The sequence below is a fragment of the Brachybacterium sp. HMSC06H03 genome (assembly GCF_001807385.1).
In the GTDB taxonomy this organism is placed as follows: Bacteria; Actinomycetota; Actinomycetes; order Actinomycetales; family Dermabacteraceae; genus Brachybacterium; species Brachybacterium conglomeratum.
Window position 1 is genome coordinate 1 of record NZ_KV788756.1, and the last position, 25,021, is coordinate 25,021.

At 71.6% G+C, this 25,021-nt stretch carries 21 protein-coding genes and 1 other RNA gene; 15 read left to right on the forward strand and 7 right to left on the reverse strand.

Annotation, left to right across the window (positions count from 1 at the left end; genetic code table 11):
* The 6 genes from HMPREF3159_RS06950 to smpB form a co-directional block, all read left to right on the forward strand.
* The coding region (locus tag HMPREF3159_RS06950) for a glycerate kinase (RefSeq protein ID WP_141748114.1) at nt 1–356 on the forward strand (356 nt) is incomplete at its 5' end.
* An 11-nt stretch (nt 357–367) separates the two neighbouring features.
* Nucleotides 368–1,483, forward strand: coding sequence for a peptide chain release factor 2 (gene prfB / locus HMPREF3159_RS06955; protein ID WP_070500326.1), 1,116 nt, complete (start codon nt 368–370; stop codon nt 1,481–1,483).
* 267 nt (nt 1,484–1,750) lie between these two features.
* Nucleotides 1,751–2,782: a cell division ATP-binding protein FtsE gene (ftsE, locus tag HMPREF3159_RS06960; RefSeq protein ID WP_070500328.1), complete on the forward strand. Its 1,032-nt coding sequence runs from the start codon at nt 1,751–1,753 to the stop codon at nt 2,780–2,782.
* Nucleotides 2,779–3,696: a permease-like cell division protein FtsX gene (ftsX, locus tag HMPREF3159_RS06965; protein WP_070500330.1), complete on the forward strand. Its 918-nt coding sequence runs from the start codon at nt 2,779–2,781 to the stop codon at nt 3,694–3,696. The genes ftsE and ftsX overlap by 4 nt, the downstream gene beginning before the upstream one ends.
* 2 nt (nt 3,697–3,698) lie before the next feature.
* Nucleotides 3,699–5,021, forward strand: coding sequence for a murein hydrolase activator EnvC family protein (locus tag HMPREF3159_RS06970; RefSeq protein ID WP_070500331.1), 1,323 nt, complete (start codon nt 3,699–3,701; stop codon nt 5,019–5,021).
* Nucleotides 5,022–5,152: 131 nt separating this feature from the next.
* Nucleotides 5,153–5,659 (forward strand): SsrA-binding protein SmpB, encoded by a 507-nt coding sequence (gene smpB / locus HMPREF3159_RS06975; protein WP_053917651.1) that lies wholly within the window; start codon nt 5,153–5,155, stop codon nt 5,657–5,659.
* Between the two features lie 80 nt (nt 5,660–5,739).
* On the opposite strand, the gene HMPREF3159_RS06980 is transcribed toward smpB, so the two are convergent.
* On the reverse strand, nt 5,740–6,312 hold the full coding sequence (locus HMPREF3159_RS06980) for a hypothetical protein (protein ID WP_070500363.1): 573 nt from the start codon (nt 6,310–6,312) through the stop codon (nt 5,740–5,742).
* A 254-nt stretch (nt 6,313–6,566) separates the two neighbouring features.
* On the opposite strand from HMPREF3159_RS06980, the gene ssrA reads away from it, so the two are divergent.
* Nucleotides 6,567–6,937, forward strand: a transfer-messenger RNA (tmRNA) gene (gene ssrA, locus HMPREF3159_RS06985).
* A 180-nt stretch (nt 6,938–7,117) separates the two neighbouring features.
* Here ssrA and HMPREF3159_RS06990 read toward each other — a convergent pair.
* Nucleotides 7,118–9,139, reverse strand: a complete 2,022-nt coding sequence (locus tag HMPREF3159_RS06990; protein ID WP_070500332.1) for a glycoside hydrolase family 3 protein — start codon at nt 9,137–9,139, stop codon at nt 7,118–7,120.
* Nucleotides 9,136–10,143, reverse strand: a complete 1,008-nt coding sequence (locus HMPREF3159_RS06995) for a sugar phosphate isomerase/epimerase family protein (protein WP_246821530.1) — start codon at nt 10,141–10,143, stop codon at nt 9,136–9,138. Before HMPREF3159_RS06995 ends, HMPREF3159_RS06990 begins: the two co-directional genes overlap by 4 nt.
* A gap of 185 nt (nt 10,144–10,328) precedes the next feature.
* Between HMPREF3159_RS06995 and HMPREF3159_RS07000 the strand changes: the two genes are divergently transcribed.
* A complete protein-coding gene (locus tag HMPREF3159_RS07000; RefSeq protein ID WP_070500334.1) occupies nt 10,329–11,282 on the forward strand; it encodes a phosphotransferase in 954 nt (317 codons plus the stop codon).
* A 58-nt stretch (nt 11,283–11,340) separates the two neighbouring features.
* On the opposite strand, the gene HMPREF3159_RS07005 is transcribed toward HMPREF3159_RS07000, so the two are convergent.
* Nucleotides 11,341–11,868, reverse strand: coding sequence for a hypothetical protein (locus tag HMPREF3159_RS07005; protein WP_070500336.1), 528 nt, complete (start codon nt 11,866–11,868; stop codon nt 11,341–11,343).
* Between the two features lie 368 nt (nt 11,869–12,236).
* Between HMPREF3159_RS07005 and hrpA the strand changes: the two genes are divergently transcribed.
* The gene (gene hrpA, locus HMPREF3159_RS07015; protein ID WP_070500339.1) at nt 12,237–16,151 is read left to right on the forward strand and encodes an ATP-dependent RNA helicase HrpA; all 3,915 of its coding nucleotides are present in this window, start codon (nt 12,237–12,239) and stop codon (nt 16,149–16,151) included.
* 317 nt (nt 16,152–16,468) lie between these two features.
* On the forward strand, nt 16,469–17,143 hold the full coding sequence (locus HMPREF3159_RS07020) for a hypothetical protein (RefSeq protein WP_246821532.1): 675 nt from the start codon (nt 16,469–16,471) through the stop codon (nt 17,141–17,143).
* A gap of 50 nt (nt 17,144–17,193) precedes the next feature.
* On the opposite strand, the gene HMPREF3159_RS07025 is transcribed toward HMPREF3159_RS07020, so the two are convergent.
* Nucleotides 17,194–17,565: a hypothetical protein gene (locus HMPREF3159_RS07025; RefSeq protein ID WP_070500343.1), complete on the reverse strand. Its 372-nt coding sequence runs from the start codon at nt 17,563–17,565 to the stop codon at nt 17,194–17,196.
* Nucleotides 17,566–17,872: 307 nt separating this feature from the next.
* On the opposite strand from HMPREF3159_RS07025, the gene HMPREF3159_RS07030 reads away from it, so the two are divergent.
* A complete protein-coding gene (locus tag HMPREF3159_RS07030; protein WP_070500345.1) occupies nt 17,873–19,330 on the forward strand; it encodes an NAD-dependent malic enzyme in 1,458 nt (485 codons plus the stop codon).
* Nucleotides 19,331–19,448: 118 nt separating this feature from the next.
* Here the strand turns inward: HMPREF3159_RS07030 and HMPREF3159_RS07035 are convergent, their stop codons facing one another.
* Nucleotides 19,449–19,913 carry a VanZ family protein gene (locus HMPREF3159_RS07035; protein WP_029360240.1) on the reverse strand — a complete coding sequence of 155 codons (465 nt, stop codon included), beginning with the start codon at nt 19,911–19,913 and terminating at the stop codon, nt 19,449–19,451.
* Nucleotides 19,914–20,023: 110 nt separating this feature from the next.
* Between HMPREF3159_RS07035 and HMPREF3159_RS07040 the strand changes: the two genes are divergently transcribed.
* Nucleotides 20,024–20,398, forward strand: coding sequence for a DUF3039 domain-containing protein (locus HMPREF3159_RS07040; protein ID WP_070500364.1), 375 nt, complete (start codon nt 20,024–20,026; stop codon nt 20,396–20,398).
* A 136-nt stretch (nt 20,399–20,534) separates the two neighbouring features.
* Entirely contained in the window at nt 20,535–22,343 is a 1,809-nt protein-coding gene (locus tag HMPREF3159_RS07045) for a DEAD/DEAH box helicase (RefSeq protein ID WP_246821534.1), read from the forward strand.
* A gap of 218 nt (nt 22,344–22,561) precedes the next feature.
* Here HMPREF3159_RS07045 and HMPREF3159_RS07050 read toward each other — a convergent pair whose 3' ends face one another.
* Entirely contained in the window at nt 22,562–23,941 is a 1,380-nt protein-coding gene (locus HMPREF3159_RS07050) for a nicotinate phosphoribosyltransferase (RefSeq protein WP_070500349.1), read from the reverse strand.
* Between the two features lie 111 nt (nt 23,942–24,052).
* Here HMPREF3159_RS07050 and clpS point away from each other — a divergent pair, with 111 nt between their 5' ends.
* Together clpS and HMPREF3159_RS07060 are read left to right on the forward strand one after the other, a co-directional pair.
* Nucleotides 24,053–24,376 carry an ATP-dependent Clp protease adapter ClpS gene (gene clpS / locus HMPREF3159_RS07055; protein ID WP_010549741.1) on the forward strand — a complete coding sequence of 108 codons (324 nt, stop codon included), beginning with the start codon at nt 24,053–24,055 and terminating at the stop codon, nt 24,374–24,376.
* On the forward strand, nt 24,376–25,011 hold the full coding sequence (locus HMPREF3159_RS07060) for a DUF2017 domain-containing protein (RefSeq protein WP_070500351.1): 636 nt from the start codon (nt 24,376–24,378) through the stop codon (nt 25,009–25,011). The genes clpS and HMPREF3159_RS07060 overlap by 1 nt, the downstream gene beginning before the upstream one ends.
* Nucleotides 25,012–25,021: the final 10 nt, after the last annotated feature.

Consider the following 25,021-nt stretch of genomic DNA (forward strand, 5'->3'; position numbering starts at 1 on the left):
TCGTCCTCGAGCTCGCCGGCTTCGACGCCCGCCTCGCCGCCGCGGACCTCGTGGTGACGGGGGAGGGGAAGCTGGACGTCCAGACCCTCCAGGGCAAGGGCCCCGCCGAGGTCGCCCGCCGCGCCGCCGCGGCCGGACTGCCCGTCCTCGCCGTCGCCGGCGCCGTCACCCTCGAACCGGCAGAGCTCGCCTCCGCCGGGATCGACGAGGCCTTCGACCTCGTCTCCCGCGCCGCCGACGTGCCCGATGCGATCGCGCGCGGCGAGGCGCTTCTGGAGGAGGTGGGTCGTGAGATGGGACGCGCCCTGCCCGCTCTCCTCGACGACTCCGGGGCCGCATCGAGCCCTCTGCCGTAGACTCCCCGATCGTGGCTTCCATCGACTTCTCCGAAGAGATCCCCCGGCTCCGCTCGACCCTGTCCTCGATCGAGCAGGTGACGGACGTCGACGCCCTCGACGCGAAGATCGCGGACCTGGAGAAGCAGGCCTCCGCCCAGGACCTCTGGGACGACGTCGAGAACGCCCAGAAGGTCTCCTCCGCGCTCTCCCACGCCCAGTCCGAGCGGCGACGCATCTCCGAGCTCGCCTCCCGCATCGAGGACCTCGAGGTGATGGTCGAGCTCGCCGCCGAGGAGGACGACCCCGACACCCTCGCCGAGGCCGAGGCCGAGGTGGCCAGCATCCACAAGACCCTCGACGAGCTCGAGGTGCGCACGCTGCTGTCGGGCGAGTACGACGAGCGTGACGCCGTGATCACCATCCGTGCGGGCGCCGGCGGCGTGGACGCGGCGGATTTCGCCGAGATGCTCATGCGCATGTACCTGCGCTGGGCCGAGAACAACGGCTACTCCACCAAGGTCATGGACACCTCCTACGCCGAGGAGGCGGGGCTGAAGTCGGTGACCTTCGAGGTCGCCGGCCCCTTCGCCTACGGCACCCTCTCCGTCGAGGGCGGCACCCACCGACTGGTGCGCATCAGCCCCTTCGACAACCAGGGCAGGCGCCAGACCTCCTTCGCCGCGGTCGAGGTGATCCCGCTGATCGAGTCGACCGACCACATCGAGATCCCCGAGAACGACCTGAAGATCGACGTCTTCCGCTCCTCCGGTCCGGGCGGTCAGTCGGTGAACACCACCGACTCCGCAGTGCGCATGACCCACCTGCCCACCGGCACCGTCGTGTCGATGCAGGACGAGAAGTCCCAGATCCAGAACCGCGCCGCGGCGCTGCGCGTCATGCAGTCGCGACTGCTGCTGCTGAAGAAGGCCGAGGAGGCCGCCGAGCGCAAGGAGCTCGCCGGCGACGTCAAGGCGTCCTGGGGCGACCAGATGCGCTCCTACGTGCTGAACCCGTACCAGATGGTGAAGGACCTGCGCACCGAGTACCAGGAGGGCAACCCCTCCTCCGTCTTCGACGGCGAGATCAGCGGCTTCATCGACGCCGGCATCCGCTGGCGCGCCGAGCAGGGCAAGAACCAGGACTGATCGACGTACTGGCGAGGGACGAGCCGGTAGGAGTTCGGTCGAGACGGCGCAGGGCTGATCGACGTGCTGGCGAGGGACGAGCCGGTAGGAGATCGGTCGAGACGGCGCAGGACTGACTCCGCTGCCGTGCGGCCGGCCCCTGGTGACCGGCCCCACCCCGGGTTTGACCAGGTTTTGACCCGACCCCTGTCCACAGCGCCGTGGAAACACGACCATGCGCCCCTACGCTGGGAGCGCCAGACTTTCCCCCTGATGTGACAGGCAGCAGTGATCCGTTTCGACGACGTCACCAAGACGTACATGCGTGGCCAGCACCCCGCGGTGGAGAACCTCGACATCGAGTTCACCCGCGGGGAGTTCGTGTTCCTGGTCGGCGCCTCCGGCTCGGGCAAGTCGACCCTGATGAGGATGGTGCTCAAGGAGGTCGCCCCCACCCGCGGCACCGTCTACGTCGCCGGCAAGGACCTCTCCCGGATCCCGTCCTGGAAGGTGCCGGCGCTGCGCCGCGACATCGGCATGGTGTTCCAGGACTTCCGGCTGCTGCCCTCGAAGACCGCGTACCAGAACATCGAGTTCGCCCTCGCGGTGATCGGCACGCCCCGCAAGGTGGTGCGCCGTCTGGTCCCCGAGATGCTGGAGATGGTGGGGCTGGAGGACAAGGGCAAGCGGCTCCCGCACGAGCTCTCCGGCGGTGAGCAGCAGCGCGTCGCGATCGCGCGCGCCTACGTCAACCGCCCCTCGATCCTGCTGGCCGACGAGCCCACCGGCAACCTCGACCCGGCCACCGCCGAAGGCATCCTGGACCTGCTCGCCGAGATCAACGAGCGCGGCACCACCGTCGTGATGGCCACCCATGACCGCGCCGCCGTGGACCGCATGCGTCGCCGCGTCGTGGAGATGGTCGGCGGCAAGGTGGTGCGCGACGAGGAGCGGGGCGGCTACGAGACCCCCGCCCCGGTCAGCGTGATCTCCGGGAACCTGCCCGACGACTCCACCCACCGCGAGGAGCACCCCCTGGACGACGAGGAGCTCGTCGCCGACTGGGACGGGGCGCCCGAGCCGGCCGCCGCCGAGCGCGAGAGCGCCGAGGAGCACGCCGGTCCCGTCGGGGCCGACCGCTCCGGCGAGGTCGACGGGCCCGACGCGGCCGAGGCCGGCACCGGCCGGTCGGCCGAGGACCGCCCGGTCGCGCGGGACGTGCTGGAGGAGGACCTGATCGACGAGCGCGAGGCCCGCCGGGTGAGGGAGGCCGAGGACTTCACCGGCGACTTCGACCAGGACCAGGAGGAGCTGCGATGAGGGCCCGCTACATCCTCGGCGAGATCCTCACCGGCCTGTGGCGGAACATCGCCATGGTCATCTCCGTCGTGATCGTCACCGCCGTGTCGCTGACCTTCGTGGGCACCGGCGTGCTGATGCAGAAGCAGATCATGGACATGAAGTCGACCCTGGTCGAGCAGTCCCAGGTGACGATCTTCCTGTGCTCCCCGCACTCGACGGCCTCCTCCTGCGCCGGCGGCGCCGCGACCGACGCCCAGATCGACTCGGTCCGCGAGGCGCTCGAGGGCGAGGTCCTCTCCCCGTACATCGCCTCCGTCGCGGAGCGCGACCAGGAGGAGGCGCTCGCGATCTACCAGGAGCAGTTCGCCGGCGAGTCCTTCGTCTCGAACTTCACCGCCGAGGACATGCCGGTCTCCTTCCACATCACCCTCAGCGACGCCGACGACTCCGCCGCCGTGGTCGAGTTCTTCCAGGGCCGCGACGGCGTGGACGAGGTCACGGACCTGCTGAGCACCTTCGCCCCCTTCATCGACGTGCTGAACCAGTCCACGCTCTTCGCGCTCGGGCTCGCGGTGCTGATGCTGGTCGCCGCGGTGCTGCTGGTCGCCACCACGATCCGCATGTCGGTCGCGGGCCGGCGCCGCGAGATCGCGATCATGCGCCTGGTGGGCGCCTCGAACCTCTTCATCCGTCTGCCCTTCCTGCTCGAAGGGGCGGTCGCCGCGATCATCGGCGGCCTGATCGCCTCGGGCATGCTGTGGCTGGGCCTGCACCATCTCGTCCAGGGCTGGCTCGCGCCGACCCTCGGCGAGCAGCTGATCACGGTCTCCACAGCGGACCTCGTCTGGGCGACACCGCTGCTGGTCGCGCTCGGCGCCGTGCTGTCGATCGCCTCGTCGGTGGTCTCCCTCAACCGCTACCTGAAGGTGTGAGCATGTCCTCCGGAAGTCTGCGCCGCCCCCTGAGCCTCCTCGCCGCTGCCGCGATCCTGGCCGCGGGCATGCTCACCGGTCCCCTCTCCCCGGCCTCCGCCGAGGGCAGCAAGGACGAGAAGATCGCCGAGCGTGCGGAGGTCGACCAGCAGCTCGAGGACCTCCGCATCGAGCTGAACGACGTCAACGACGATCTCGCCGACACCTATCTCGCGCTCGCGGAGACCGAGCTGCTGATCCCGCAGGCGCAGCGGGACCTCGAGGACGCGCGGGTCGCGCTCGGCGAGGCGCAGGAGGAGGACCGGAAGGTCGGCGAGCGCCTCACCGAGGCCGAGGAGGAGGAACGGCGCCTCTCGGGCGAGGTCGAGACCGGCCAGGAGGAGGTCGACCGCAGCGACGACGAGCTCGCCACGGTCGCGCTGTCCGCCTACAAGGGCGGCGGGATGCCCAGCCCCTCGTCGGTGTACGTCGGCAACAGCTCCCCGCAGGACGCGGTGGACCGCTCGATGAACTACCGCCTGACGATGGCCTCCCAAGGGACCCGTCTGGACGCGCTGCGCACGGACCAGTCCGTCACCGAGAACTCCGCCGAGCGCCTGTCGGCCGTGCGCGAGGAGATCAAGCAGCTCAAGATCGATGCGGAGGACGCGCTCGAGCGCACCCGCGTCGCCGAGGAGGAGGCGACCGAGGCGAAGAACGAGCTCGACGCGCTGTACGAGACGCAGAAGACCCAGCGCGACGACCTCGAGGCGAAGAAGACGAAGTACGAGGACGATCAGAAGTCCCTCGAGACCCGCAGCAGCACGCTCGACGACGAGATCGAGGAGCTCGCGAAGCAGGAGCGCGAGCGCGAGGAGAAGCTGAAGGCCCAGCAGCAGCAGAAGAAGAGCAGCGGTGGGAGCGCCCCCGTGGCAGGCTCCGCGAACACCGGCGGCGGCTGGGTCTACCCCGTCAATGCGCGGCTGAACTCGAACTTCGGCTGGCGCGTGCACCCCATCTACGGCACGAAGAAGCTGCACGCCGGGGTGGACTTCCCCGTCGCCTGCGGCGTGCCCGTCGGCGCCGCGCACTCCGGCCGCGTCATCGCCCGCACCTACAACAGCGGCGCGGGCAACAAGCTCATCGTCAGCCACGGCATCATGAACGGCCGCCTGGTCACGACCTCGTACCACCACCTGCAGGGCTTCGCGAAGCCGGTCGGTGCGCAGGTCTCGGCGGGGGAGACCGTCGGCTACGTGGGCACCACCGGCTCCTCGACGGGCTGCCACCTCCACTTCGAGACCCATGAGGACGGCAACGCGGTCAACCCCGCGAAGTTCCTCTGACCCGCGCCCGCCCAGGTGTGCGCCCGCGGAGAAACCGGTCGCGATCCTGCGCGGCCACGTCGTACGCTGGGACGTCCGATCGCGGCCGCGATCACCAGCGCAGCATCCGGAGACGGAGAGAAGGAGGACCCATGTCCGCGAAGAAGGCCGACAAGAAGAAGGCCGCCGCGAACGAGGGACCCCAGAAGAAGCTCATCGCCTCGAACAAGCGGGCGCTGCACGACTACTTCATCGACCAGACCTGGGAGGCCGGCATCGTCCTGACCGGCACCGAGGTGAAGTCGCTGCGCGACCGCGGCGCGTCCCTGATCGACGGCTACTGCTACGTCGACGCCGGCGAGGTGTGGATGGACAACGCCCACATCGCCCCGTACGTCAAGGGCACCTGGACCAATCACGCCGCCCGCCGCAAGCGCAAGCTGCTCATGCACAAGCAGGAGATCGAGAAGCTCGCCAGCAAGTCCCGTGAGAAGGGCTTCACGATCGTGCCGCTGGAGATGTACTTCCTCGGCTCCCACGCCAAGGTGAAGATCGGCCTGGCGCGCGGCAAGAAGGAATGGGACAAGCGCCAGACCCTGCGCGAGAAGCAAGACCTGCGCGAGGCGCAGCGCGCCATGCGCCACCGCGAGCTCGCCTGAGCCCCTCGTTCACCGCCCGAGCGGCCGACGTCCCCTCGGCGCGGGCGGGTCGATCGGTCGGCCCGCACGACGGGAACCAGTCAGCCGTCCAGGTCGCGCCGCTCCAGGCGACGCACCGTCTGCCGGCTGGACTCGATGACGTCCTCGGCGGCGACGCCGAGCCGCTCCCGCATGTACAGCGCACGCTGCGCGTCCTCGAGCGCCGCCTCCCACAGCCTCCCCGCCGCCCGGGGCCGCTGATCGCGCTGCTCGGCGAGGGCGTGCTCGAACCGGCACGTCGCCCGATGCTGGAACACGGAGGCCAGCGCCGAGAGGGACGAGGGAGAGGTGGGATCCTCCAGCCCCGTCTCCTCGGCGGCGAGGTCCAGCTGCTCCTCCGCGGCGACGAAGGCGCCCTGCCACTGCAGCGCGTGCGCGTACCGGGTGCGACGGACGGCTCGCATCACGGGGGAGAGCCCCGGCGCCTCGAGCGCCTGCCTGCCCGCGATCGCCGCCTCGTCCAGCCTCCCCAGCATCCGCAGGAACGCCACGGCTCGGGGATCGGTGGGGTGCGTCGCGCACCACTCGGCCAGGGCCGCAGGGTCCAGCACGATCTCGCGCAGGGTCTCGGGATCGATGCTGATGCGCGTGCCGGCGGCCTCGAAGCTGCTCATCGTCCCATCCTCCCCGCCGGTGCGGCCCATGGTCCAGGCTCCGTGGCGCACGCGCCAGGAAGCGGGAGAAGCGGTCCTGGCGGGGAGCGGGCTTCGCCGTGAGCTGAGGAATATCCGCTTCAGATCGTCGCGCGCTCGCGGTAGACTCGATCCACAGCGTTCCTCCCGAGGGGCGCACGTGGGTGTTTGACAACCGAAGAGTGAGTGCGACGACGGCCAGAGCGCCGTCACGATAGTCATGCCTTCCCACGCCAGGGGCCGATCGGTTTCGACGGTAGTTGTCCAGCGAGGGGAAGCGGGCCGAGAACCCAGAGTCATCTCGTTAATGTCCTCTGGAAACCAATAAGTGCCGAACCCAAGCGCACTGACTTCGCTCTCGCTGCCTGATCAGCGTTAGCAGTCTGGAACCCCGGGGGTGCTCCTGACCCGGATCGTTCCATCATCAAAGGAGCCACTGCTGCCGACCCTGGTCACCGGGGAAGGATGAACACCTCAGAGTGACTGAGTCCGTCGACGACGTGTTCGTGGGATCGTCGGGACCGAGAAAACGCCAACACGGACTGCGCCCGGAGAAGCCCTGGCTCCGCACTATCGGACGCGGGTTCGATTCCCGCCGGCTCCACCATCGCACTCACCGACGAAGGCCCCCTCACCTGCGCAAACGCGCGGGGGAGGGGGCCTTCGTCATGTCCGGGGGGGGTCGTCGCCGGGACGTGCCGCGGACCGCGGGCGCGACGCCGCACGAGGCGCCGACGAACCGTCGGGGGCGGCGGTGCGGCTCTCCCGCACCGCCGCTCCGCTCGGCTCACCAGCTCAGGCCGTGTCCCAGCTGATAGCGGTTCCCGTCGGCGTCGACATACACGTACGCGCGGCCGTCCATGTGCTGCTCCTTCGCGAAGCCGGGCACGTCGTTCGGGGAGGCGCAGCGCCCGTCCTCGTCCACGGCGATCGCGTCGGCGTCGGCCGGAAAGGTGATCGGCAGCTTCCCCGTCGGCGCGAACCCGCCGAGCGCCGCGTCGACCAGCACGCCGCGGTCGGTGTCGAAGCCGACCAGGAGCGCGTCGGCCAGCGGCTCCACGCCGTCCAGCAGCCAGGGGAACTTCGCATCCAGCGCCACGACCATCGTGCCGACGCTCTCGCGGATCTCCTTCACCTTGGCGAGGTCGACATGGGAGTGGTCGTCGATCGCGAGGTCCCCGATGCCGACGAACTCGAAGTAGCTGCCGATGAACGGCGCGAGGATCACGATCGCGACGTCCGCACCGCGGTGGTCGGTGGTGAAGTCGATGCCCGGATGCGCCTCGGCGATCCGTCGACGCAGCGCATCGAGGTCCTTGACCAGCAGGTCCTTCGCGAACAGCTCGAGATACACGCGCTTGCCCGCGAGGGAGTCGGCGGTCAGGGGGAGCACGGAGTCGTGGTTCTTCGCGAGCACCACCGAGCGGCGGTGCGCATCGAGCGCCGCGGCCGCCGCCTCGGGGTTCGCCACCACGCGGTCGGCCTCCTCCGGATCGGCGTAGGGGTTCTCGAACAGACCCAGCGCGAACAGCTCCTCGAGCAGCAGGCTCGCCGCCTCGTCGAGCCGCTCGGAGGTGAACAGGCCCTTCACGTACGCCTCGCGCACGGAGTCCACGTCGTTGGTGTCGGCGAACATGTCGGTGCCGGCCATGACGGCCGCGCCCACGCGCTCGGCGGTGGTGAGCTCCTCGACGCCCCAGGCCATCTTCGAGAGCACGCCGGAGTCGGAGTTGATGTAGCCGCGGTGGCCCATCTGCCGCAGCAGGTCGAGGATCTCGCGGTTGAAGGCGAAGCCGACCTGCTCGAACTCGCTCACCCGGCCCTGCGGGGTGGAGGACTTCTCGTCCGAGGGGATCGCGTAGTACGGCATCACCGACGAGGTGCCGGCATCGATCGCGGCCTGGAAGGGCGGGAGGTGGTAGTCCTCGAGCGATCCGGGGGTGGGGTAGATGTTGAAGCGGCCCTCGGCGTAGTGGGGGTCGGTGCCGTTCTCGCGCGCGCCGCCGCCGGGGAAGTGCTTGGTGGTCAGCGCGACGCCGTCCTTCTCGAGCCCGTCCTCGCCCTGGAAGCCGCGCACCAGCGCGCCGATCGCGCGGGAGACGAACTCGGGGTCCTCGCCGAGGGTGCCCTGTCCGCGGAACCATCGCGGGTCGGTGAGCACGTCGGCCATGTACATGTAGCCCTTGCGCAGGCCCGAGGCGACCCATTCGCGGCGCGAGTGCGCGGCGAAGGACTCGATCACCTCGAGCGAGCCCGTCGCGGCCAGGCCCAGCGTGCCCGGCCACTGCGCGAACGGCTGGTCCTCGGGCGTGCCGCCCATCTTGAAGCCGCCGGCTTCGTTCTTCGAGTTCGCGGCGACGATCACCGGGATGCCCCAGCGGGTGTCCTCGGCGACCTCGTTCATCGCGTTGATCCAGGTGGCGATCCGGGAGCCGGTGGGCTCCTCGCGCATGATGAAGTGCCGCATGTGCATGCCGCGGATCATCTCGGTGGTGCCCTGGAAGGGGATGCCGGCGCTGGTGTGCGGGTCGACCTTGATCGGCAGATGCTGCTCGTCCAGCACGCCGTCGTGGCTGGTGAGCTCCTTGTTGTGCTGCGAGATGCCCATCGGGCGGGAGCTGATCACCATCAGCCCGAGCTTCTCGTCCGGGGACATGCGCGCGACGAGGTCCGCTGCGCGCTCAGCGGGGGAGAGGCGCCAGTCCTCGAACGGGGTGAGCTGCCCGTCGCCGTCGAGGTCGCGGAACTCCAACCCGTCGACCTCGATGATCTTCTTGACCCTGCTGGAGAGGGGGACCTGCTGCGTCATCGACGACCTCCTGTGGTGAACATTCCTTCGTAGCCGAGCGCCACTAGATGGGCGCGGCTGGCGGCCAGGGACTCCCAGATGTCCCGGCCGTAGGTGCGGTCCTGCTCGATGAGCAGGTGGTGGGCGCCCGAGGCGAGGGCCTGCTCGATCACGGAACGCCAGTCGAGGGGCCCCTCGCCCACCTCGGCGAACTGGACGATGTCCCCGCCCCAGTAGCGGTCCCAGGTCCCGCGGTCTCCGGCGTCGCGGGCGTCGAGCACCTCCGTGCTCGGCAGCGCGATCCGGTGGTCCTTGAGATGGACCAGGTCGAGCACCCCGGCGAACTCGGCGAGGGTCCGCTCGGGGTCGCGGCCGCCGCGCTGGACCCAGTGGCAGTCGATCTCGTAGCGCAGGTGCGGCGCCCCGGCGCGCAGCCGGTCCAGCAGCGTCGTGCCGTCGATCCGGGCGAACTCGACGTGGTGGTTGTGGTAGCTGAGGCTGATCCCCTCGGTCGCGAGCTGCTGGGCACAGCCGTCGACCTCGGCGACGAAGGCGTCGAAGGCCTCCCGGGAGCGCAGCGCGGCGGTGGGCATCATGCCGATGCGGATCATGCGGGTGCCGGCGCGTCGTGCCTGCTCGACGTGCAGCGCGAGATCGTCCCGGAGGGTCGGGCCCTCACCGCCGGGCGGCAGGGACATGGTCGCGGAGATCGCCGCGACCTCGATGCCGAGCTGCTCGCGAGCGGTCTCGAGCGCTCGCTCAGCGGGATCTGGGAGACCTCGACGACCTCGAAGCCGGTCTCGCGCACGCGCTCGAGCACGGGCAGCAGCCCCTGCTGGGCCACGTGCTCCTCGAGCATCATGAGCTGGATGCCGATGCGGGCCACGGGAACCTCCTGGGGGTCGGTGACAGCCGCGGGGCCGACGGGGCGTTCCCCTGCCCTGCGACGGGGCGTGGGGTCGAGGAGACGGGGCGCCGCGGACGCGCCGCGGGGCCGCGGAGCCTCGATGCTCGCTCCAGCTCACACCGTACTCATCCCCGACCGAGACCTGCTCGGCTTCCCTCCGGTTGCCGTCGAGGCAGGGCGATGCGTCGCGCGGCCTCCGGGACCGCGGGAGGGAAGGTCCGTCGAGCGACCTCCGGGACCCGCGGCACGGGCGACGTCGGAGAACGCCCGTCCGGGCGAGGCCTTGCCCGGTACGGTGGGCGGATGACCGGCACGCCGGATATCGCCCCCGTCCTCCCTCCTGCCGACCTGCCCGTGGACCTGCGCCGCGTGGAGCTGCTCTGCGCGTGGCTGCGGCCCGAGGAGGGCGTCGAGCTCGAGCGGATCAGCTGGGCGATCGGGAAGCGCCCCCGCGGCGAGGGCTGGGACAACGTCCTGTGGCCGATCGGAACGCTCGACGGCGCCCCGCTGGTGCTGCGGATCGCCCGCCGCCGCAGCTCGCGAGCGCTGCTGGGCCGGGAGGTGACGGTGCTGCGCCGCCTGCGCGGGCTGGGCACCACGCTCCCGATGGATCTGCCGCGCGTGATCGCGACCGCCGAGGACGCCGTCGTGGTCGAGTGGATCGACGGGATGACGGCTGCGGAGTGCGACGCCGCGACGCAGGAGCAGGTCGCCGAGGACCTGGCCCGGATGCTGGCGACGATCCACTCCGGCCCTGCCCCCGAGGTGGGGAGGAACCCGGTGCGCGGGGTGCCGCTCGCGACCCGCGCCGAGCACTTCGCGGCCGATCTCGACCGGGCAGGGCTCGACGAGGACGCCGCGCGCCGCGCCGCTCGGACATGGCAGGCGGGCATCGACGCCGAGGAATGGCAGGGCCGCGAGCTGCTGCTCCACGGCGACCCGCACCCTGGCAACGTCGTCGTCCCGCCGCCGGCCTCCCCGAGCGCGGTGACCCTCATCGACTGGGGCGACACCACCCGCGGGGACCCAGCGAGCGATCTCGGCGCCCTGCTGCTCCACTTCTCCCGGTCCACGACCGGGCTGCTCGAGGTCTACCGGGCCTCCGCGGCCTGGACCGGGATCGAGGACGATGCGATCTGGGAGGCGCTGCAGGCGCGTGCCCGGGCCTGGGCCGTGCGCGTGGCGCTCGCTCTTCTGCTCGTCTACCCCGAGGGGCACTCGCTCGGACGCATCGGCCGGAGGCTGCTGGCGAGCTGACTGGGGCGGCGCGCACCTGCTGGACCGATCGGGGCACTCGAGTGATGGCCGACGCCGTTCACGGACTGTCCTCTTCTGAGCCGGCCAGCACATGGGCCGACGAAGCGAGTGCGAGCCTCTCCCGGGCGATCTCCGGCCCGCGACAGGCGAAGGCCTCGGGCTCGTCCCAGCTGCCGCCGAGAGGGCCCGTGATCCAGGGGCCGTCCTCCCATTCCACGACGTCCTCGAGGCGCAGCAGGCGATGGGCGGCGAGGTCGAAGGTCTGCAGCCCGTGCTCGTTTGCGAGCTGGGTCAGGCGCCCGATCACCTTCCTGTCGGGCCCGAACAGGACCGGGGCGAAGGTCTGACCGTGCGCGGCCTCCGCGGTGTCCATGTCCCGCCACGGGGACCGGGGGTCCGCGAGGTCTGCCGGGAACTCCTCGAGGACGGCCGCGGTGAAGCGCGCGATCCGCGGGGTGGGTGGCAGGGGCGGCGTGGGCGAGCCGACGAACTGCCCGGCGGTGTGCAGGTGCATGTGCAGGTCCGCGCACGCCGACTCGTCGTCGACGGGGGCGGGCCCGATCCAGAAGCCGATCCGATATCTCATGCCCCGGATCCTGCCCGGTGGGCGACGACGCGCCCCTGGGTTGTGCACAACGCCCAGGTCAGCACTCCGCGCGACGCACCCTCCTCAGGCGGGCACCGTGCCCGACGGCATCGCGATCGCCGCCTTCGAGCACAAGGACACCGCTGGTCCCACCCAGTCGGTCACGCAGGAGTTCACGGTCGCTAGGCTCCCGGTCCGCGCGCAGGGCGGACGGCGACGGCCGCGGTTGGTACCGCTGTTCGCCGCTGCCGGAGGTCTGTTCATCGGCGATGATCCCGGTGCTGCCCGTCGTCCCGCTGTGGGCCCCGTCGCCGCGGCCCGGAATCGGCACGACGGCGGCGGGGCCGCCCACGTAGAGTGGCCCCGCCATGACCACGACCTCCTCGAACCCCGATCCGTCTGCCCCGCACCCTGCCGAGCAGGCCCCTGGCCCCGGGCCGCGGATCACCTACCCGGGAGACCTGCCCGTCTCGCAGCGCCGCGAGGACATCCAGAAGGCGATCTCCGAGAACCAGGTCGTGGTCATCGCCGGCGCCACCGGCTCCGGCAAGACCACCCAGATCCCGAAGATGCTGCTCGAGCTCGGCTACGGGCAGGACGGCCGGATCATCGGCCACACCCAGCCGCGACGCATCGCCGCCCGCTCCGTCGCCCAGCGCATCGCGAGCGAGCTGGGGGAGAAGCTCGGCGAGGGGACCGTCGGCTACCAGGTCCGCTTCACGAAGGAGACCTCGCGCGGCACCCGGCTGAAGCTGATGACCGACGGCATCCTGCTGGCCGAGATCGGCCGGGACCGCCTCCTGAAGCGCTACGACGCGATCATCATCGACGAGGCCCACGAGCGCTCGCTGAACATCGACGTGATCCTCGGCTACCTCCGCCAGATCCTCCCGCAGCGCCCCGACCTCAAGGTCATCATCACCTCCGCCACGATCGACCCCGAGCGCTTCGCCGAGCACTTCGCCGCGACGCTCCCCTCGGGGGAGAGGGAGCCCGCCCCGATCATCGAGGTCTCCGGCCGCACCTATCCCGTGGAGATCCGCTACCGGCCCCTCCTGCTCGAGGCCGACGTCGACGAGGACGACGAGCTCGAGGACATCCACTCCATCGAGCGGGACCTCACCGAGGCCATCACCGACGCGGTCGACGAGCTCGCCGCCGAGGGCCCCGGCGACATGCTCGTCTTCCTCCCCGGCGAGCGGGAGATCCGCGAGATCTCCGACTCCCTCGAGAAGCACCTCGCGCGCGGAACCCGCGGCCGCTCGGCCCTGCCCGTCGAGGTTCTGCCCCTGTTCGGACGGCTCTCCGCCCAGGACCAGCAGAAGATCTTCTCCCCGCCGAAGGCCGGCACCTACCGCCGCATCATCCTGTCGACCAACGTCGCCGAGACCTCCCTGACCGTCCCCGGCATCACCTACGTCATCGACTCCGGGCTCGCGCGCATCTCCCGCTACTCCCAGCGCACCAAGGTGCAGCGCCTCCCCATCGAGCCGATCTCCCAGGCCAGCGCGAACCAGCGCTCCGGCCGCTCGGGCCGCACCGCCCCCGGCATCGCGATCCGCCTCTTCTCCGAGGAGGACTTCGAGGGCCGGCCCGAGTTCACCGAGCCGGAGATCCTGCGCACCTCCCTCGCCTCCGTCGTGCTGCTCATGACGAGCCTCGGCCTCGGCGACGTGGAGTCCTTCCCCTTCGTCGAGCCGCCGGCCTCCCGCGCGATCACCGACGGCGTGCGCCTGCTCGAGGAGCTCGGCGCGATCGAGCCCGACGAGCGCGCACCGGGCGGGCGCCGCCTCACCCGCGTCGGCCGCACCCTGGCCCGCTTCCCGCTGGACCCGCGCATGGCGCGGATGCTCATCGAGGCCGGCCGGCTCGGCGCGCTGCGCGAGGTGCTGATCATCGTCGCGGCCCTGTCCATCCAGGACCCGCGCGAACGGCCGCTGGGTCAGGAGCAGCAGGCCAAGGAGAAGCACAAGCGCTTCGAGGACGAGACCAGCGACTTCCTCTCCTTCCTCAACCTGTGGAACCACCTGCAGGAGCGGCGCGACGCGCTCTCCTCCAGCGCCTTCCGCCGCGAGGTGCGCGCCGAGCACCTCCACTACCTCCGCATCCGCGAGTGGTGGGACCTGCACGCCCAGCTGCGGGACATGGCCAAGGACGCCGGGCTCTCCCGCAACGACAACGACGCGAGCCCGCAGGCGATCCACCAGGCGCTGCTGGCGGGGCTGCTCAGCCATGTCGGCCTGCTGGACGACCGCACCCGTGAGTACTCCGGTGCCCGCGGCGCACGCTTCGCGCTGTGGCCCGGCTCGACGCTGGCGAAGAAGCGACCCGACTACGTCATGGTCGCCGAGCTCGTGGAGACCAGCCGGCTGTGGGGGCGCACCGCTGCCCGCATCGACCCCGCCTGGGCGGAGGAGACCGGTGCGCACGTCGTCAAGCGCTCCCACTCCGCCCCGCACTGGTCCTCCAAGCGCGCCTCCGCCATGGCGCACGAGAAGGTGACGCTGTACGGCGTGCCGCTGGTCGCCGACCGCGTCGTCGGCTACGGGCGCATCGACCCCGAGGCCGCGCGCGACATCTTCCTCCAGAACGCCCTGATCGAGGGGGACTGGCGCACCCGCCACCACTTCTTCCGCGACAACCGCGCCCTGATCGCCCGACTCGAGGAGCTCGAGGCGAAGACCCGACGCCGCGACCTGCTGATCTCCGACGAGCAGCTCTTCTCCTTCTACGACGCGCGGATCCCGAAGGACGTCGTCTCCGGCCGACACTTCGACACATGGTGGAAGAAGGCCCGCCACGAGACCCCGGACCTGCTCACCCTCACCGAGCAGGACCTGCTGGCCGCCGACGAGGAGGTCACCGAGGCGATCCGCTCCGACTTCCCCGACACCTGGGTGCAGGGCGACATCACCCTGCCGCTGAGCTACTCCTTCGGCGAGGTCGGGGCGAAGGGCGCCGACGGCGTGACCGCCACGATCCCCCTCGCGGTGCTGAACCGCCTCGCACCGCGCGGTTTCGACTGGCTCGTGCCCGGCATGCGCGAGGAGCTGGTCACCGAGCTGATCCGCTCCCTCCCGAAGCCGATCCGCCGCCACCTGGTTCCCGCCCCAGAACGGGCCAAGGCCGTCGCAGGGACCCTGCACGACGACGACCCCGACGGCGGTGAGGCGTTCGTCGAGGCGGTCGCCGACGAGCTCGTGGCCCTGCCCGGCGTGCCCGAGGACCTGCCGCTGTACGGCCCCGAGTTCGACCTGTCGAAGCTGCCCGCCCACCTGCGGATGCACTTCCGGGTCGTGGACGGCAAGGGCCGTGAGGTCGGCGCCGGCGATGACCTCGAGGCGCTGAAGCAGCGGCTGAAGAAGCGCGTGGACACGACCGTCTCGAACCAGTCCACCGAGATCGCGCGCACCGACCTGCCCAGCTTCCCCGCCGGCGGCGTGCCGGCCGTCCACGAGTCCACCGTCGGCGGTCTGAAGGTCACCGGCTACCCGTCCCTCGTCGCCCGGCGCGGCAAGGACGGGCGGCTCGAGCGGGTCGACCTCGCCGTTCTCGCCACGGCCGACGAGCAGGCCCTCGCCCACCGCGAGGGCGTCATCGCGCTGATCGACCGGGAGATCGGCACCGACCTCTCCCGCGTGCTGAACGCCCTGCCCAATCCCACCAAGCTCGCCGTCTCCGGCTCCGACTACGCCTCCACCGCCGCGCTCCTGGCCGACGCCTCCCGCGCCGCGACCGTGCACCTGGCGGGGCAGGCCCAGGTGCGCACCCGCGCGGAGTACGAGCAGCTGCTGGAGACCGTGCGGCAGCGGCACGACGAGCTCGCCGCCGGTGCCGTGAAGGACGCCGCCGCCGCGCTCGCCGTGAACGCGAAGCTGCAGCGCGAGCTGGGCCGGGCCACCTCCCTCGCGGTCCTCTCGCATCTCACGCAGATCCGCGAGCACGCAGCCTCCCTGCTCGGCGACGGGTTCATCTCCCGCACCGGGATCGCGCACCTCGGGGACCTCTCCCGCTACCTGCAGGCCGATCTGCACCGCCTGGAGAAGCTGCCGGAGAACCCGCGCAGGGACGAGCAGCTCGCCTGGCAGATCGGGGACCTCGAGCAGTACTGGGCCGCACAGAAGCAGAAGCTCTCCGCCCGTCGCCGCGCCGAGCCCGACGTGCAGGAGATCGACTGGCTGCTCGAGGAGCTGCGGGTGAGCCTGTTCGCGCAGACCCTCGGCACGGCGCAGACCGTCTCGGACAAGCGGATCCGCAAGGCGATCGCCGAGCTCTGCGCCTGAGCGCGTCGACCGTCCCCGCCGCTGCGCTCCGAGTGGTGACGGGTGCCTCCGCGCCGTGACCTCCGCGTGACCTGAGTCCCTCCCTGGGTGTCAGCGGGACGTTCTACGAAAGCTTTACCGAACGATCCTCACGGGCCGACGAGCCCGCTCCTCGCTCCGCGCCGAGTCGCGGTGACAGGCGTCCAGGAGAGGGCGCGACCGGGGGTGACGCCGCGCCGAGCTCAGTGCCACGGACTTCCATGGCGAGGTCATGTGCAGATCAAACCGCAGGTCGCAGCGCTGTCCGGGAGCGTCTGGTGCCCTTCACAGGATCCGGGATGCCTCGTTACGTTGTCAGCGCCCCGCCCCGAGAGCTCGACGAGCCCGGAGCCCTCCGCACCGAAGGAACCCCGATGCCCGTCTCCCCGTCCGCCGCGCTTTCCCGCCGTCACCTGCTCCTCGCCGGTGCCGTGGGCTTCACCTCCCTCGCCGCGCTCGGCACCGTCGCGCCCGCCCGCGCCGAGGAGGTCTGGACCGAGGAGTTCATGACCCGTCCGGAGACCCGCGAGGGCTTCCTCCTGGACGCGATGGACGAGTGGCAGGTCGAGAACGCGAAGTTCATCATCGCGGTGATCAAGGGGCACGGCCTCGACGAGCAGGCCGCGACGATCACCCTCGCGACCGCGATCGTGGAGTCCTGGCTGCGCAACTACGAGCCCGCCGTCGACCTCGACTCCGGCGGCCTGTTCCAGCAGCGCCCCTCGATGGGCTGGGGCACCTACGACGAGGTGCGCCACAAGAAGCGCGCGATCGACGCCTTCCTGGGCCTGGGCGACCACTCCGAGGCCCCCGGCCTGCTGGACCTCGCCCCCGACTACCACGAGTGGGCGCCGGGCGAGGCCGCGCAGGCCGTGCAGATCTCCGCCCACCCCGAGCGCTACGCCGAGCAGATCCCCGCCGCGCAGACCCTCTGGGCCCGCTACGCCGGGGACGTCCCCGCGTACACCGACTGAGGCCCGTTCCAGCCGGCGGTCCTGGACCAGGAGCCGCCGGGGCGTGGGGGTCAGAGCCCGAGGGTGGAGTCCTCGCACGGCTCGGCGTCCACACGGATGTCCGTGATCCGCAGCTCGCCCTCGGCGGTCAGCCGCACCCGTGCACCGTGCTCGCCGTCGGCCTCCAGCCAGGTGACGGCGCCGCTGCGTCGTTCGCGGCCCAGCGACGAGAAGCCGTGCTCCTCGAGGACGGGGTCGAGCGCCTCCCGCCAGGGATCCCAGTCCATGCCCTGTCCGGGCACGGGATAGAGATTGCCGTCGGCCTGCCAGACCCCCGCCCGGTAGCGGCAGTCCTCGGCGCCGGGCTCGAGGATCTCCTGCCCGCGCCGCTCCCAGTTCATCGCGTGCACCGAGGTCGTGGCGGCGAGGAGGTCCTCGGCCACCGCCTCGTAGGTCGCGACCGCCTCCGACGGGGGAAGGGAGCGCCGCTGCCGCAGCCGGCCAGCAGGACGGTCGCGAGAGCGAGGGTCACCGCCCGTCGGGGAGCCGCGACGACGCCGAGCCGTGAGCGGCGCATGTGCTGTTCACTCATCAGAGTCCTCTTCCGCCTGCGGTTCCAGGTTCAACGGCGTGACCTCGAGCAGAACTCCCCCTCCTCGGAACGGCCGCCGCCGCACCCTCCGGGCAGCCGTCCTGACCTGCGGGTCGCGCGGTCGATCCGAGCAGGTCGAGCGCGTTAGGCTGTGTCCCATGTCACCGATGCCATCCGTCAGCTATTCCATCACCGTCCGTCTGGAGTTCGCGGCGCGCTCCGCAGCGGTCAGCGACATCACCGGCCGCATCGAGCAGCACGGGGCGACGGTCACCGCGCTCGACGTCTCCGCCTCCGGGCCCGAGCGCATGCGGGCGGACATCACGGTGCTCACCAGCGGCCACGATCACGCGATGGAGGTCGTCGAGTCGCTCAAGGAGCTCGAGGGCGTCGAGCTCGGCAAGGTCTCGGACCGCACTTTCCTCGCCCACCTGGGCGGCAAGCTGACGGTCGAGTCGAAGCTCCCGATCCGCCACCGCGACGACCTCTCGATGATCTACACCCCGGGCGTGGCACGCGTGGTCAAGGCGATCGCCGAGAACCCAGAGGACGCGCGCCGCCTGACCATCAAGCGCAACACCGTCGCCGTCGTCTCCGACGGCTCCGCGATCCTGGGCCTGGGCGACCTCGGGCCGCTCGCCGCGATGCCGGTGATGGAGGGCAAGGCCGCCCTGTTCAAGCGCTTCGCGAACATCGACGCGTTCCCGATCTGCCTGGACGCCCACTCGGTCGACGACATCGTCGCCCACGTCAAGGCGGTCGCGCCCGTCTTCGCCGGCATCAACCTCGAGGACATCTCCGCCCCGCGCTGCTTCGAGATCGAGGACCGCCTGCGCGCCGAGCTCGACATCCCCGTCTTCCACGACGACCAGCACGGCACCGCGATCGTGGTCGTCGCCGCGCTGCGCAACGCCCTGCGCGTGGTGGAAAAGGACATCTCCACCGCCCGGATCGTGCTCTCCGGCGCCGGCGCCGCGGGCACCGCGATCCTGCGCCTGCTGCGCGCGGCAGGTGCGCGCGACATCATCGTCACCGACATCGACGGCATCATCCACGAGAACCGCGAGAAGCTCGAGGGGCGCCTGCCCTGGATCGCCGAGGTCACGAACCCGCGCCAGCTCACCGGCACCCTGCAGGACGCGGTCGCAGGCGCCGACGTGTTCATCGGCGTCAGCGCCGGGAACATCCTCTCCGCCGAGGACGTCGCGACGATGGCGGACCGCGCCGTCGTCTTCGCGATGGCGAACCCCACCCCGGAGATCGACCCCGCCGAGGCGGTCAAGCACGCCGAGGTCGTCGCCACCGGGCGCAGCGACTTCGCCAACCAGATCAACAACGTCCTCGCCTTCCCCGGCGTGTTCCGCGGGCTGCTGGACGCCCACGCCACCCGGGTCAGCGACCGTATGCTGCTGGCCGCGGCGAACGCCCTCGCCGACGTGGTCAGCGCCGAGGAGCTCAACCCCACCTACATCGTCCCCAGCGTCTTCCACGACGGGGTGACCAAGGCGGTCGCGAGCGCGGTCGAGCAGGTCGCCCGCGAGGAGGCCGGCACCATCGACACGATCACCGGGACGATGACGGCGGTCTACGCCGACGAGATCACGCTGAACGGCTGACCCCGCCGCGCCGCTGGGGCCGTGGCGGCCCCGGCGGCGTCGGACCGGTGCGCTCGCGGGCCGGGAGCGGCCCGTCGGGCGGCCGCTCGGATCCATGGCAGCTCGGATCCAGGGCCGCTCAGCGCTGCGGCTGCTCGAGCGGCGGGGCCGACGGCTCCACCTCGCGCTCGGCGGCGGCGCGGCGCAGCATCCGCTCGCCGGCCCACAGCCCGAGGCCGAGCGCGATGCCGACCACGTCGAAGAGGACGTCCACCGGGTCGCCGGAGCGGCCCGGGATCGCGATGTGCTGGACGAGCTCGACCACCAGGGCGTGGACCAGCGCGGCCACCACGACCCAGCCGATCGGGAAGCGCCGCGCGGGGGCGAGGACGCGTCCGGCGGTGAACACGGTGGCCGCGAAGAGGAGCAGGTGCACGGCCTTGTCCAGCCCCGGCAGGCCGATCCCGCCCGGGGACAGCGGCAGGAAGAAGCCGATGTTGAGCACCAGCGCGAGGCCGAGCAGGCCGGTCCGCCACGGCACGGAGCCGCCGACCCGCACGATCTCGACGGGGATCCTCCGGAAGAACTCGGCCACGCCATCCATGGGCCCAGTGTCCCAGGCCCGTGTCCTGTCCTCGCGGAGGCGGGGCCGCTAGGCTTCGACGAGCACGCCCGCGACCGAGGCAGAAAGCGAGGGAGGCTGTCATGACCTCCATGTCCTCCAAGTCCGATCCGTCCCGCATGGACCCCTACTCCGACGACCCGGGAGCCGCGCCCACCGCCGTCCTGGACCGTCAGGTGCAGGAGCAGGAGCAGACCACCGACGACGGCGACCACGACCGGTTCGCGCACTACGTACGCAAGGACAAGATCACCCAGGCCGCGCTCGGCGGCACGCCCGTGATCGCGCTGTGCGGCAAGGTGTGGGTGCCCGGCCGCGACCCCGAGAAGTACCCGGTGTGCCCGGAGTGCAAGGAGATCTACGAGGGGATCCGCGAGCCGAACGACGGCGGCGACGGCACAGGAGGCAAGGGAGGCTCCGGCCGCGGCGGAGGTGGCTTCCGCGGCTTCTTCGGCGGTCGCCGCTGAGCCCCTGCCCTGCAGGAACCCGCCGCGAGGGCGGTGCCGCCGAGAGGCGGCGCCGCCCTCGCGGCGCCCCCGCGGACTTCCTCACATCGGGCAGGTGGGCGGGTCGTCGGTCCCCGGCGGTACGGTGGTCCACGCCGTGAACACCACTCCCTCCCTCTTCTCCCAGAGCGACCCCCGCCAGCCCTCCGAGGCGGCGGCGAGGACGCTCCCCGTCGCCTACCCCGAGCGCGCCGCCTGGGGCACCGTCCCCAAGCTGCGCGCCTGGCAGGCCGAGGCCCTCGAGATGTACCGCACCCGGGCGCCGAAGGACTTCCTGGCCGTCGCGACCCCGGGCGCCGGCAAGACGACCTTCGCGCTGCAGATCGCGGCGGGTCTGCTCTCCGAGGGGACCGTCCGACGGGTCACCGTCGTCGCCCCGACGGAGCACCTGAAGACCCAGTGGGCCGACGCCGCCGCGCGCGTGGGCATCTCCCTGGACCCGAACTTCTCCAACTCCCAGGGCGCGCACGGCAGCCACTACCAGGGCGTCGCGGTGACCTACGCCCAGATCGGCATGCACCCGGCGCTGCACCGCGCCCGCACCGAGGCGGACCGCACCCTGGTGATCCTCGACGAGATCCACCACGCCGGCGACTCCCGGACCTGGGGCGACGGGGTGCGCGAGGCCTTCGACCCCGCCACGCGGCGCCTGGCCCTGACCGGCACGCCGTTCCGCTCGGACGACTCCGAGATCCCCTTCGTCACCTACGAGGAGGACGCGGAGGGCTTCGCGCGCTCGAAGGCGGACTACACCTACGGCTACGGCGAGGCGCTGCGCGATCACGTCGTGCGTCCGGTGCTGTTCATGACCTACTCCGGGCGCATGCACTGGCGCACGAAGACGGGCGACGAGGTCTCCGCCCAGCTCGGCGCGCTGGAGACCAAGGACATCACCCAGCAGGCCTGGCGCACCGCCCTGGACCCCAAGGGGGAGTGGATCCAGTCCGTGCTCTCGGCCGCGGACCGGCGCCTGACCGAGGTGCGCCGCCATGTGCCCGACGCGGGCGGACTCGTCATCGCCACCGACCAGAAGGCCGCCCGCGCCTACGCCGCGACCCTCCACGACCTCACCGGGCAGGCGCCCACCGTGGTGCTCTCGGACGACGAGGGCGCCGGCAAGCGGATCGAGGACTTCTCGGCCTCCGACGACCGCTGGATGGTCGCGGTGCGCATGGTGTCCGAGGGCGTGGACGTGCCGCGCCTGTCCGTCGGCGTCTACGCCACCTCGACCTCCACCCCGATGTTCTTCGCCCAGGCCGTGGGCCGCTTCGTGCGCTCGCGGACCCGCGGCGAGACCGCGAGCGTCTTCCTGCCCACCGTCCCGATCCTGATGGCGCACGCCGCCGCGATGGAGGAGGAGCGCGACCACGTCCTGGACCGTCGGCCGAAGACGGGCGATGAGGAGACCGGGCTCGACGAGTCGCTGATCGAGCAGGCCAACCGGCCCGAGCAGGCCAGCGACCAGCTCGAGATGAGCTTCGAGGCGCTCGAGTCGGAGGCCTCCTTCGACCGGGTCCTGTTCGACGGCGGCGAGTACGGCGCCGGCGGCATGATCGGCTCGGAGGACGAGCAGGAGTTCCTCGGCATCCCCGGGCTGCTGGACGCCGATCAGATGCGGGTCGTGCTCCAGCAGCATCAGGCCCAGCAGCAGGCCCGACGCCAGAAGAGCGGTGCGGACCAGCAGCCGACGACCCCCGGCGTGGTCGACCACCGCCGCCTCATGGACCTGCGCAAGGAGCTCAGCTCCCTGGTCTCGGCGTGGGCGAAGAAGTCCGGCACCCCGCATGGCTCGGTCCACAACACGCTGCGCTCGCGCAGCGGCGGGCCCGCCGTCGCGCAGGCCAGCGCCGAGCAGATCGAGGAGCGGATCTCGATCGTGCGCGGCTGGTTCGTCGGCCGCCGCTGAGCGACGCGGCCGCGGCCGCGTGACGCCGCCCCGCCCGCATCGAACGGGCCGATGGTCAGGTCCTGGCGTGTGGCGTGCCACTACGGCGATATAGGCGTACGGGAACGCCACACGCCAGCAGTCGACCATGAACGGACGTCACGCCTGCGCCCTGAGCACAGCACGAAGGTGGGCCCAGCACAGCGCGCGGGCAGACCCAGCACAGCGCGCGGGCGGCCTCAGCGCAGGACGCGGGCGGCCTCCGCGCCGTCGGTGAGGGTCGGGATCGCGATCTCGCCGTCGGGCCCGTCGTCGGCCGAGAGGCCCAGCTCCGCGAGGGAGGCGGCGTGGCGCTCGCGGGCGGCCTCGAGCCGTGCGGGGGCGCGCTTCGGGGCGACGTCCTCGCCGGCCTCGATCAGCGGCACCTGCAGCGGACGCAGTGAGGTGCGGGCCCAGTCAGGGTTGGACGTGCCGGAGATCAGCTCCGCCGTCAGCTCCCGCTCGAACTCCGCGACCTCCGCCTCGCCCGGGAGCACCAGCTCCGCCCGGGCCTGCCCGCCGACGACCATCCGGTACGCGGCCTTGCCCGCCCCGAGGGTCGCCTTGTCATGCGATCGCTTGCCGACCGGGTGCATCTGCCCGTCGGCGCCCTCGCGCTCGACGAGCTTGTACACGAAGCCGGGGGCCGGGTGCCCGCCGCCGGTCACCAGGCGGGTGCCGATCCCGTAGCCGTCCAGCGGCTCGTCCTTCAGCTCCTCGACCCGGTGCTCGTCGAGGTCGCCGGTGGCGGTGATGCGCGTGGAGGTCGCGCCGAGCGAGTCCAGCAGCTCCCGCACGCGTCCGGCCTGCTCGGCCAGGTCGCCGGAGTCCAGCCGCACCGCCCCGAGCCCGGGGCCGGCGATCTCCACCGCGGTGCGCACCGCGGACTCCACGTCGTAGGTGTCCACCAGCACGGTGGTGCCGGCGCCCTGGGCGGTGAGCTGGGCGCGGAAGGCGTCCTCCTCGCTGTCGAACAGCAGCGTGAAGGCGTGCGCGGAGGTGCCCGCGGCGGGGATGCGGTAGTGCGCGCCCGCGGCGAGGTTCGAGGTGGAGGCGAAGCCGACCAGGTACGCGGCGCGGGCCGCGGCGATCGCGGCGTCCTCGTGCACGCGCCGTCCGCCCATCTCGATCAGGGGACGGCCCCGCGCGGCGGTGACCATGCGCGAGCCGACGGAGGCGACGCCGCTGTCGTGGTTCAGGATCGAGAGCACGACAGTCTCCAGCATCACCGCGTTCTCGAAGGTCCCCTCGATCCGCAGCACGGGCGAGTTCGGGAAGAACAGCTCGCCCTCCTGGTACCCGAAGACGTCGCCAGTGAACTCGTACTGCGCGAGATGGTCGAGGGTGTCCTCCCGCAGCGCGCCGGTGGAGGCGAGGTAGCGCAGGTCCGCGTCGTCGAAGCGGAAGTCCGCGATCGCGTCGAGCACGCGGCCGGTGCCGGCGAGCACGCCGTAGCGGCGCCCGGCGGGCAGGGAGCGGGTGAACACCTCGAAGACGCAGCGGCGGGAGGCGGTCCCCGCACCCCGGGCCGCCTCCAGCATCGTCAGCTCGTAGAGGTCGGTGAGCAGGGCGGAAGTCACGATGTCCACCGTAGTGCGTGGCGGGCGGGCAGGGGAGGCGGCGCGCCCCGTAGACTCGGTGCGCCGCTCACCCGGTGCCCCGGGCAGCGGCGAGACTCAGGAGGGATGTGCATGCCGGTCGATCTGCCGCGGGCGGAACCGCGGACGCGGACCCGCACCGATGCCGCGACGGAAGAGCGCACGACGCTCGAGACCGAGGGCCCCTGGTGCACCGTGGTCTGGAACGACCCGGTGAACCTCATGAGCTACGTCGTGTTCGTCTTCCGCCGCTACTTCGGGTACTCCCGCGTGGTCGCCGAGCAGCTGATGATGCAGGTCCATGAGGAGGGCCGCGCGATCGTCTCCCGCGGCTCGCGCGAGAAGGCGGAGACCGACGTGCAGGCCATGCACTCCTTCGGACTGCAGTCCACGATCGAGAAGGCGGGGGAGGGCTGATGGCGCATGCGTTCCGTCGTCGACCCGACGGCTCCCTCGCCTGCCGCCTCGACGGCGAGGAGAAGGCGATCATCGCCCAGGTCGCCCAGGAGACCGCGGACCTGATCCGCGGGGACCTCGGCATCGATCAGGGCGGGGACGCGCTGCGCCGCGCCGCCGAGAGCGAGGACCCGCTGCGCCGGCTCGAGGCCGAGTTCGCGGGTCGCGAGGCGCGCACCCCCTCGGACTCCGCCGTGCGGCGCCTGTTCCCCGCCGCATCGGAGGACCCGGCGCTCGCCGAGGAGTACCGACGCCTGGGCCAGCGCGATCTGGCCGACGCGAAGCTCGCCGACCTCCGCCGCGTGATGAGGATCCTCGACGCGACCGGGGGAGGGCACAGCGAGGTGGTCCTGGACGAGGACGAGGCGATGTCGATGCTGCGCGCCCTGAACGACGTGCGGATCGTGCTCGCCGACCGGCTCGGCCTGCAGCGCGACGGCGACTTCGACACCGTCCGGATGCTCCAGCAGATCGGCGAGCGGGTCGAGGGCGCGGACTCCACCGGCGACGAGGAGCACGTCGGCTCCGACATCGTCATCGCCGTGTACGAGCTGCTGAGCTGGCTCCAGGAGAGCCTGCTGCGAGCCCTGGACTGACGGGTCGTCC

Bases quoted from the DNA above. Each gene is read 5' to 3' on its own strand.
- hrpA (WP_070500339.1), top strand. From the start codon at position 12,237: ATGACCACGACCTCCTCGAACCCCGATCCGTCTGCCCCGCACCCTGCC.
- ftsX (WP_070500330.1), top strand. From the start codon at position 2,779: ATGAGGGCCCGCTACATCCTCGGCGAGATCCTCACCGGCCTGTGGCGG.
- clpS (WP_010549741.1), top strand. From the start codon at position 24,053: ATGCCGGTCGATCTGCCGCGGGCGGAACCGCGGACGCGGACCCGCACC.
- HMPREF3159_RS07005 (WP_070500336.1), bottom strand. From the start codon at position 11,868: ATGAGATATCGGATCGGCTTCTGGATCGGGCCCGCCCCCGTCGACGAC.
- HMPREF3159_RS07040 (WP_070500364.1), top strand. From the start codon at position 20,024: ATGTCCTCCAAGTCCGATCCGTCCCGCATGGACCCCTACTCCGACGAC.
- HMPREF3159_RS07035 (WP_029360240.1), bottom strand. From the start codon at position 19,913: ATGGATGGCGTGGCCGAGTTCTTCCGGAGGATCCCCGTCGAGATCGTG.
- HMPREF3159_RS06990 (WP_070500332.1), bottom strand. From the start codon at position 9,139: ATGACGCAGCAGGTCCCCCTCTCCAGCAGGGTCAAGAAGATCATCGAG.
- HMPREF3159_RS07060 (WP_070500351.1), top strand. From the start codon at position 24,376: ATGGCGCATGCGTTCCGTCGTCGACCCGACGGCTCCCTCGCCTGCCGC.
- HMPREF3159_RS06970 (WP_070500331.1), top strand. From the start codon at position 3,699: ATGTCCTCCGGAAGTCTGCGCCGCCCCCTGAGCCTCCTCGCCGCTGCC.
- smpB (WP_053917651.1), top strand. From the start codon at position 5,153: ATGTCCGCGAAGAAGGCCGACAAGAAGAAGGCCGCCGCGAACGAGGGA.
- HMPREF3159_RS07000 (WP_070500334.1), top strand. From the start codon at position 10,329: ATGACCGGCACGCCGGATATCGCCCCCGTCCTCCCTCCTGCCGACCTG.
- HMPREF3159_RS06980 (WP_070500363.1), bottom strand. From the start codon at position 6,312: ATGAGCAGCTTCGAGGCCGCCGGCACGCGCATCAGCATCGATCCCGAG.
- HMPREF3159_RS07020 (WP_246821532.1), top strand. From the start codon at position 16,469: ATGCCTCGTTACGTTGTCAGCGCCCCGCCCCGAGAGCTCGACGAGCCC.
- HMPREF3159_RS07030 (WP_070500345.1), top strand. From the start codon at position 17,873: ATGTCACCGATGCCATCCGTCAGCTATTCCATCACCGTCCGTCTGGAG.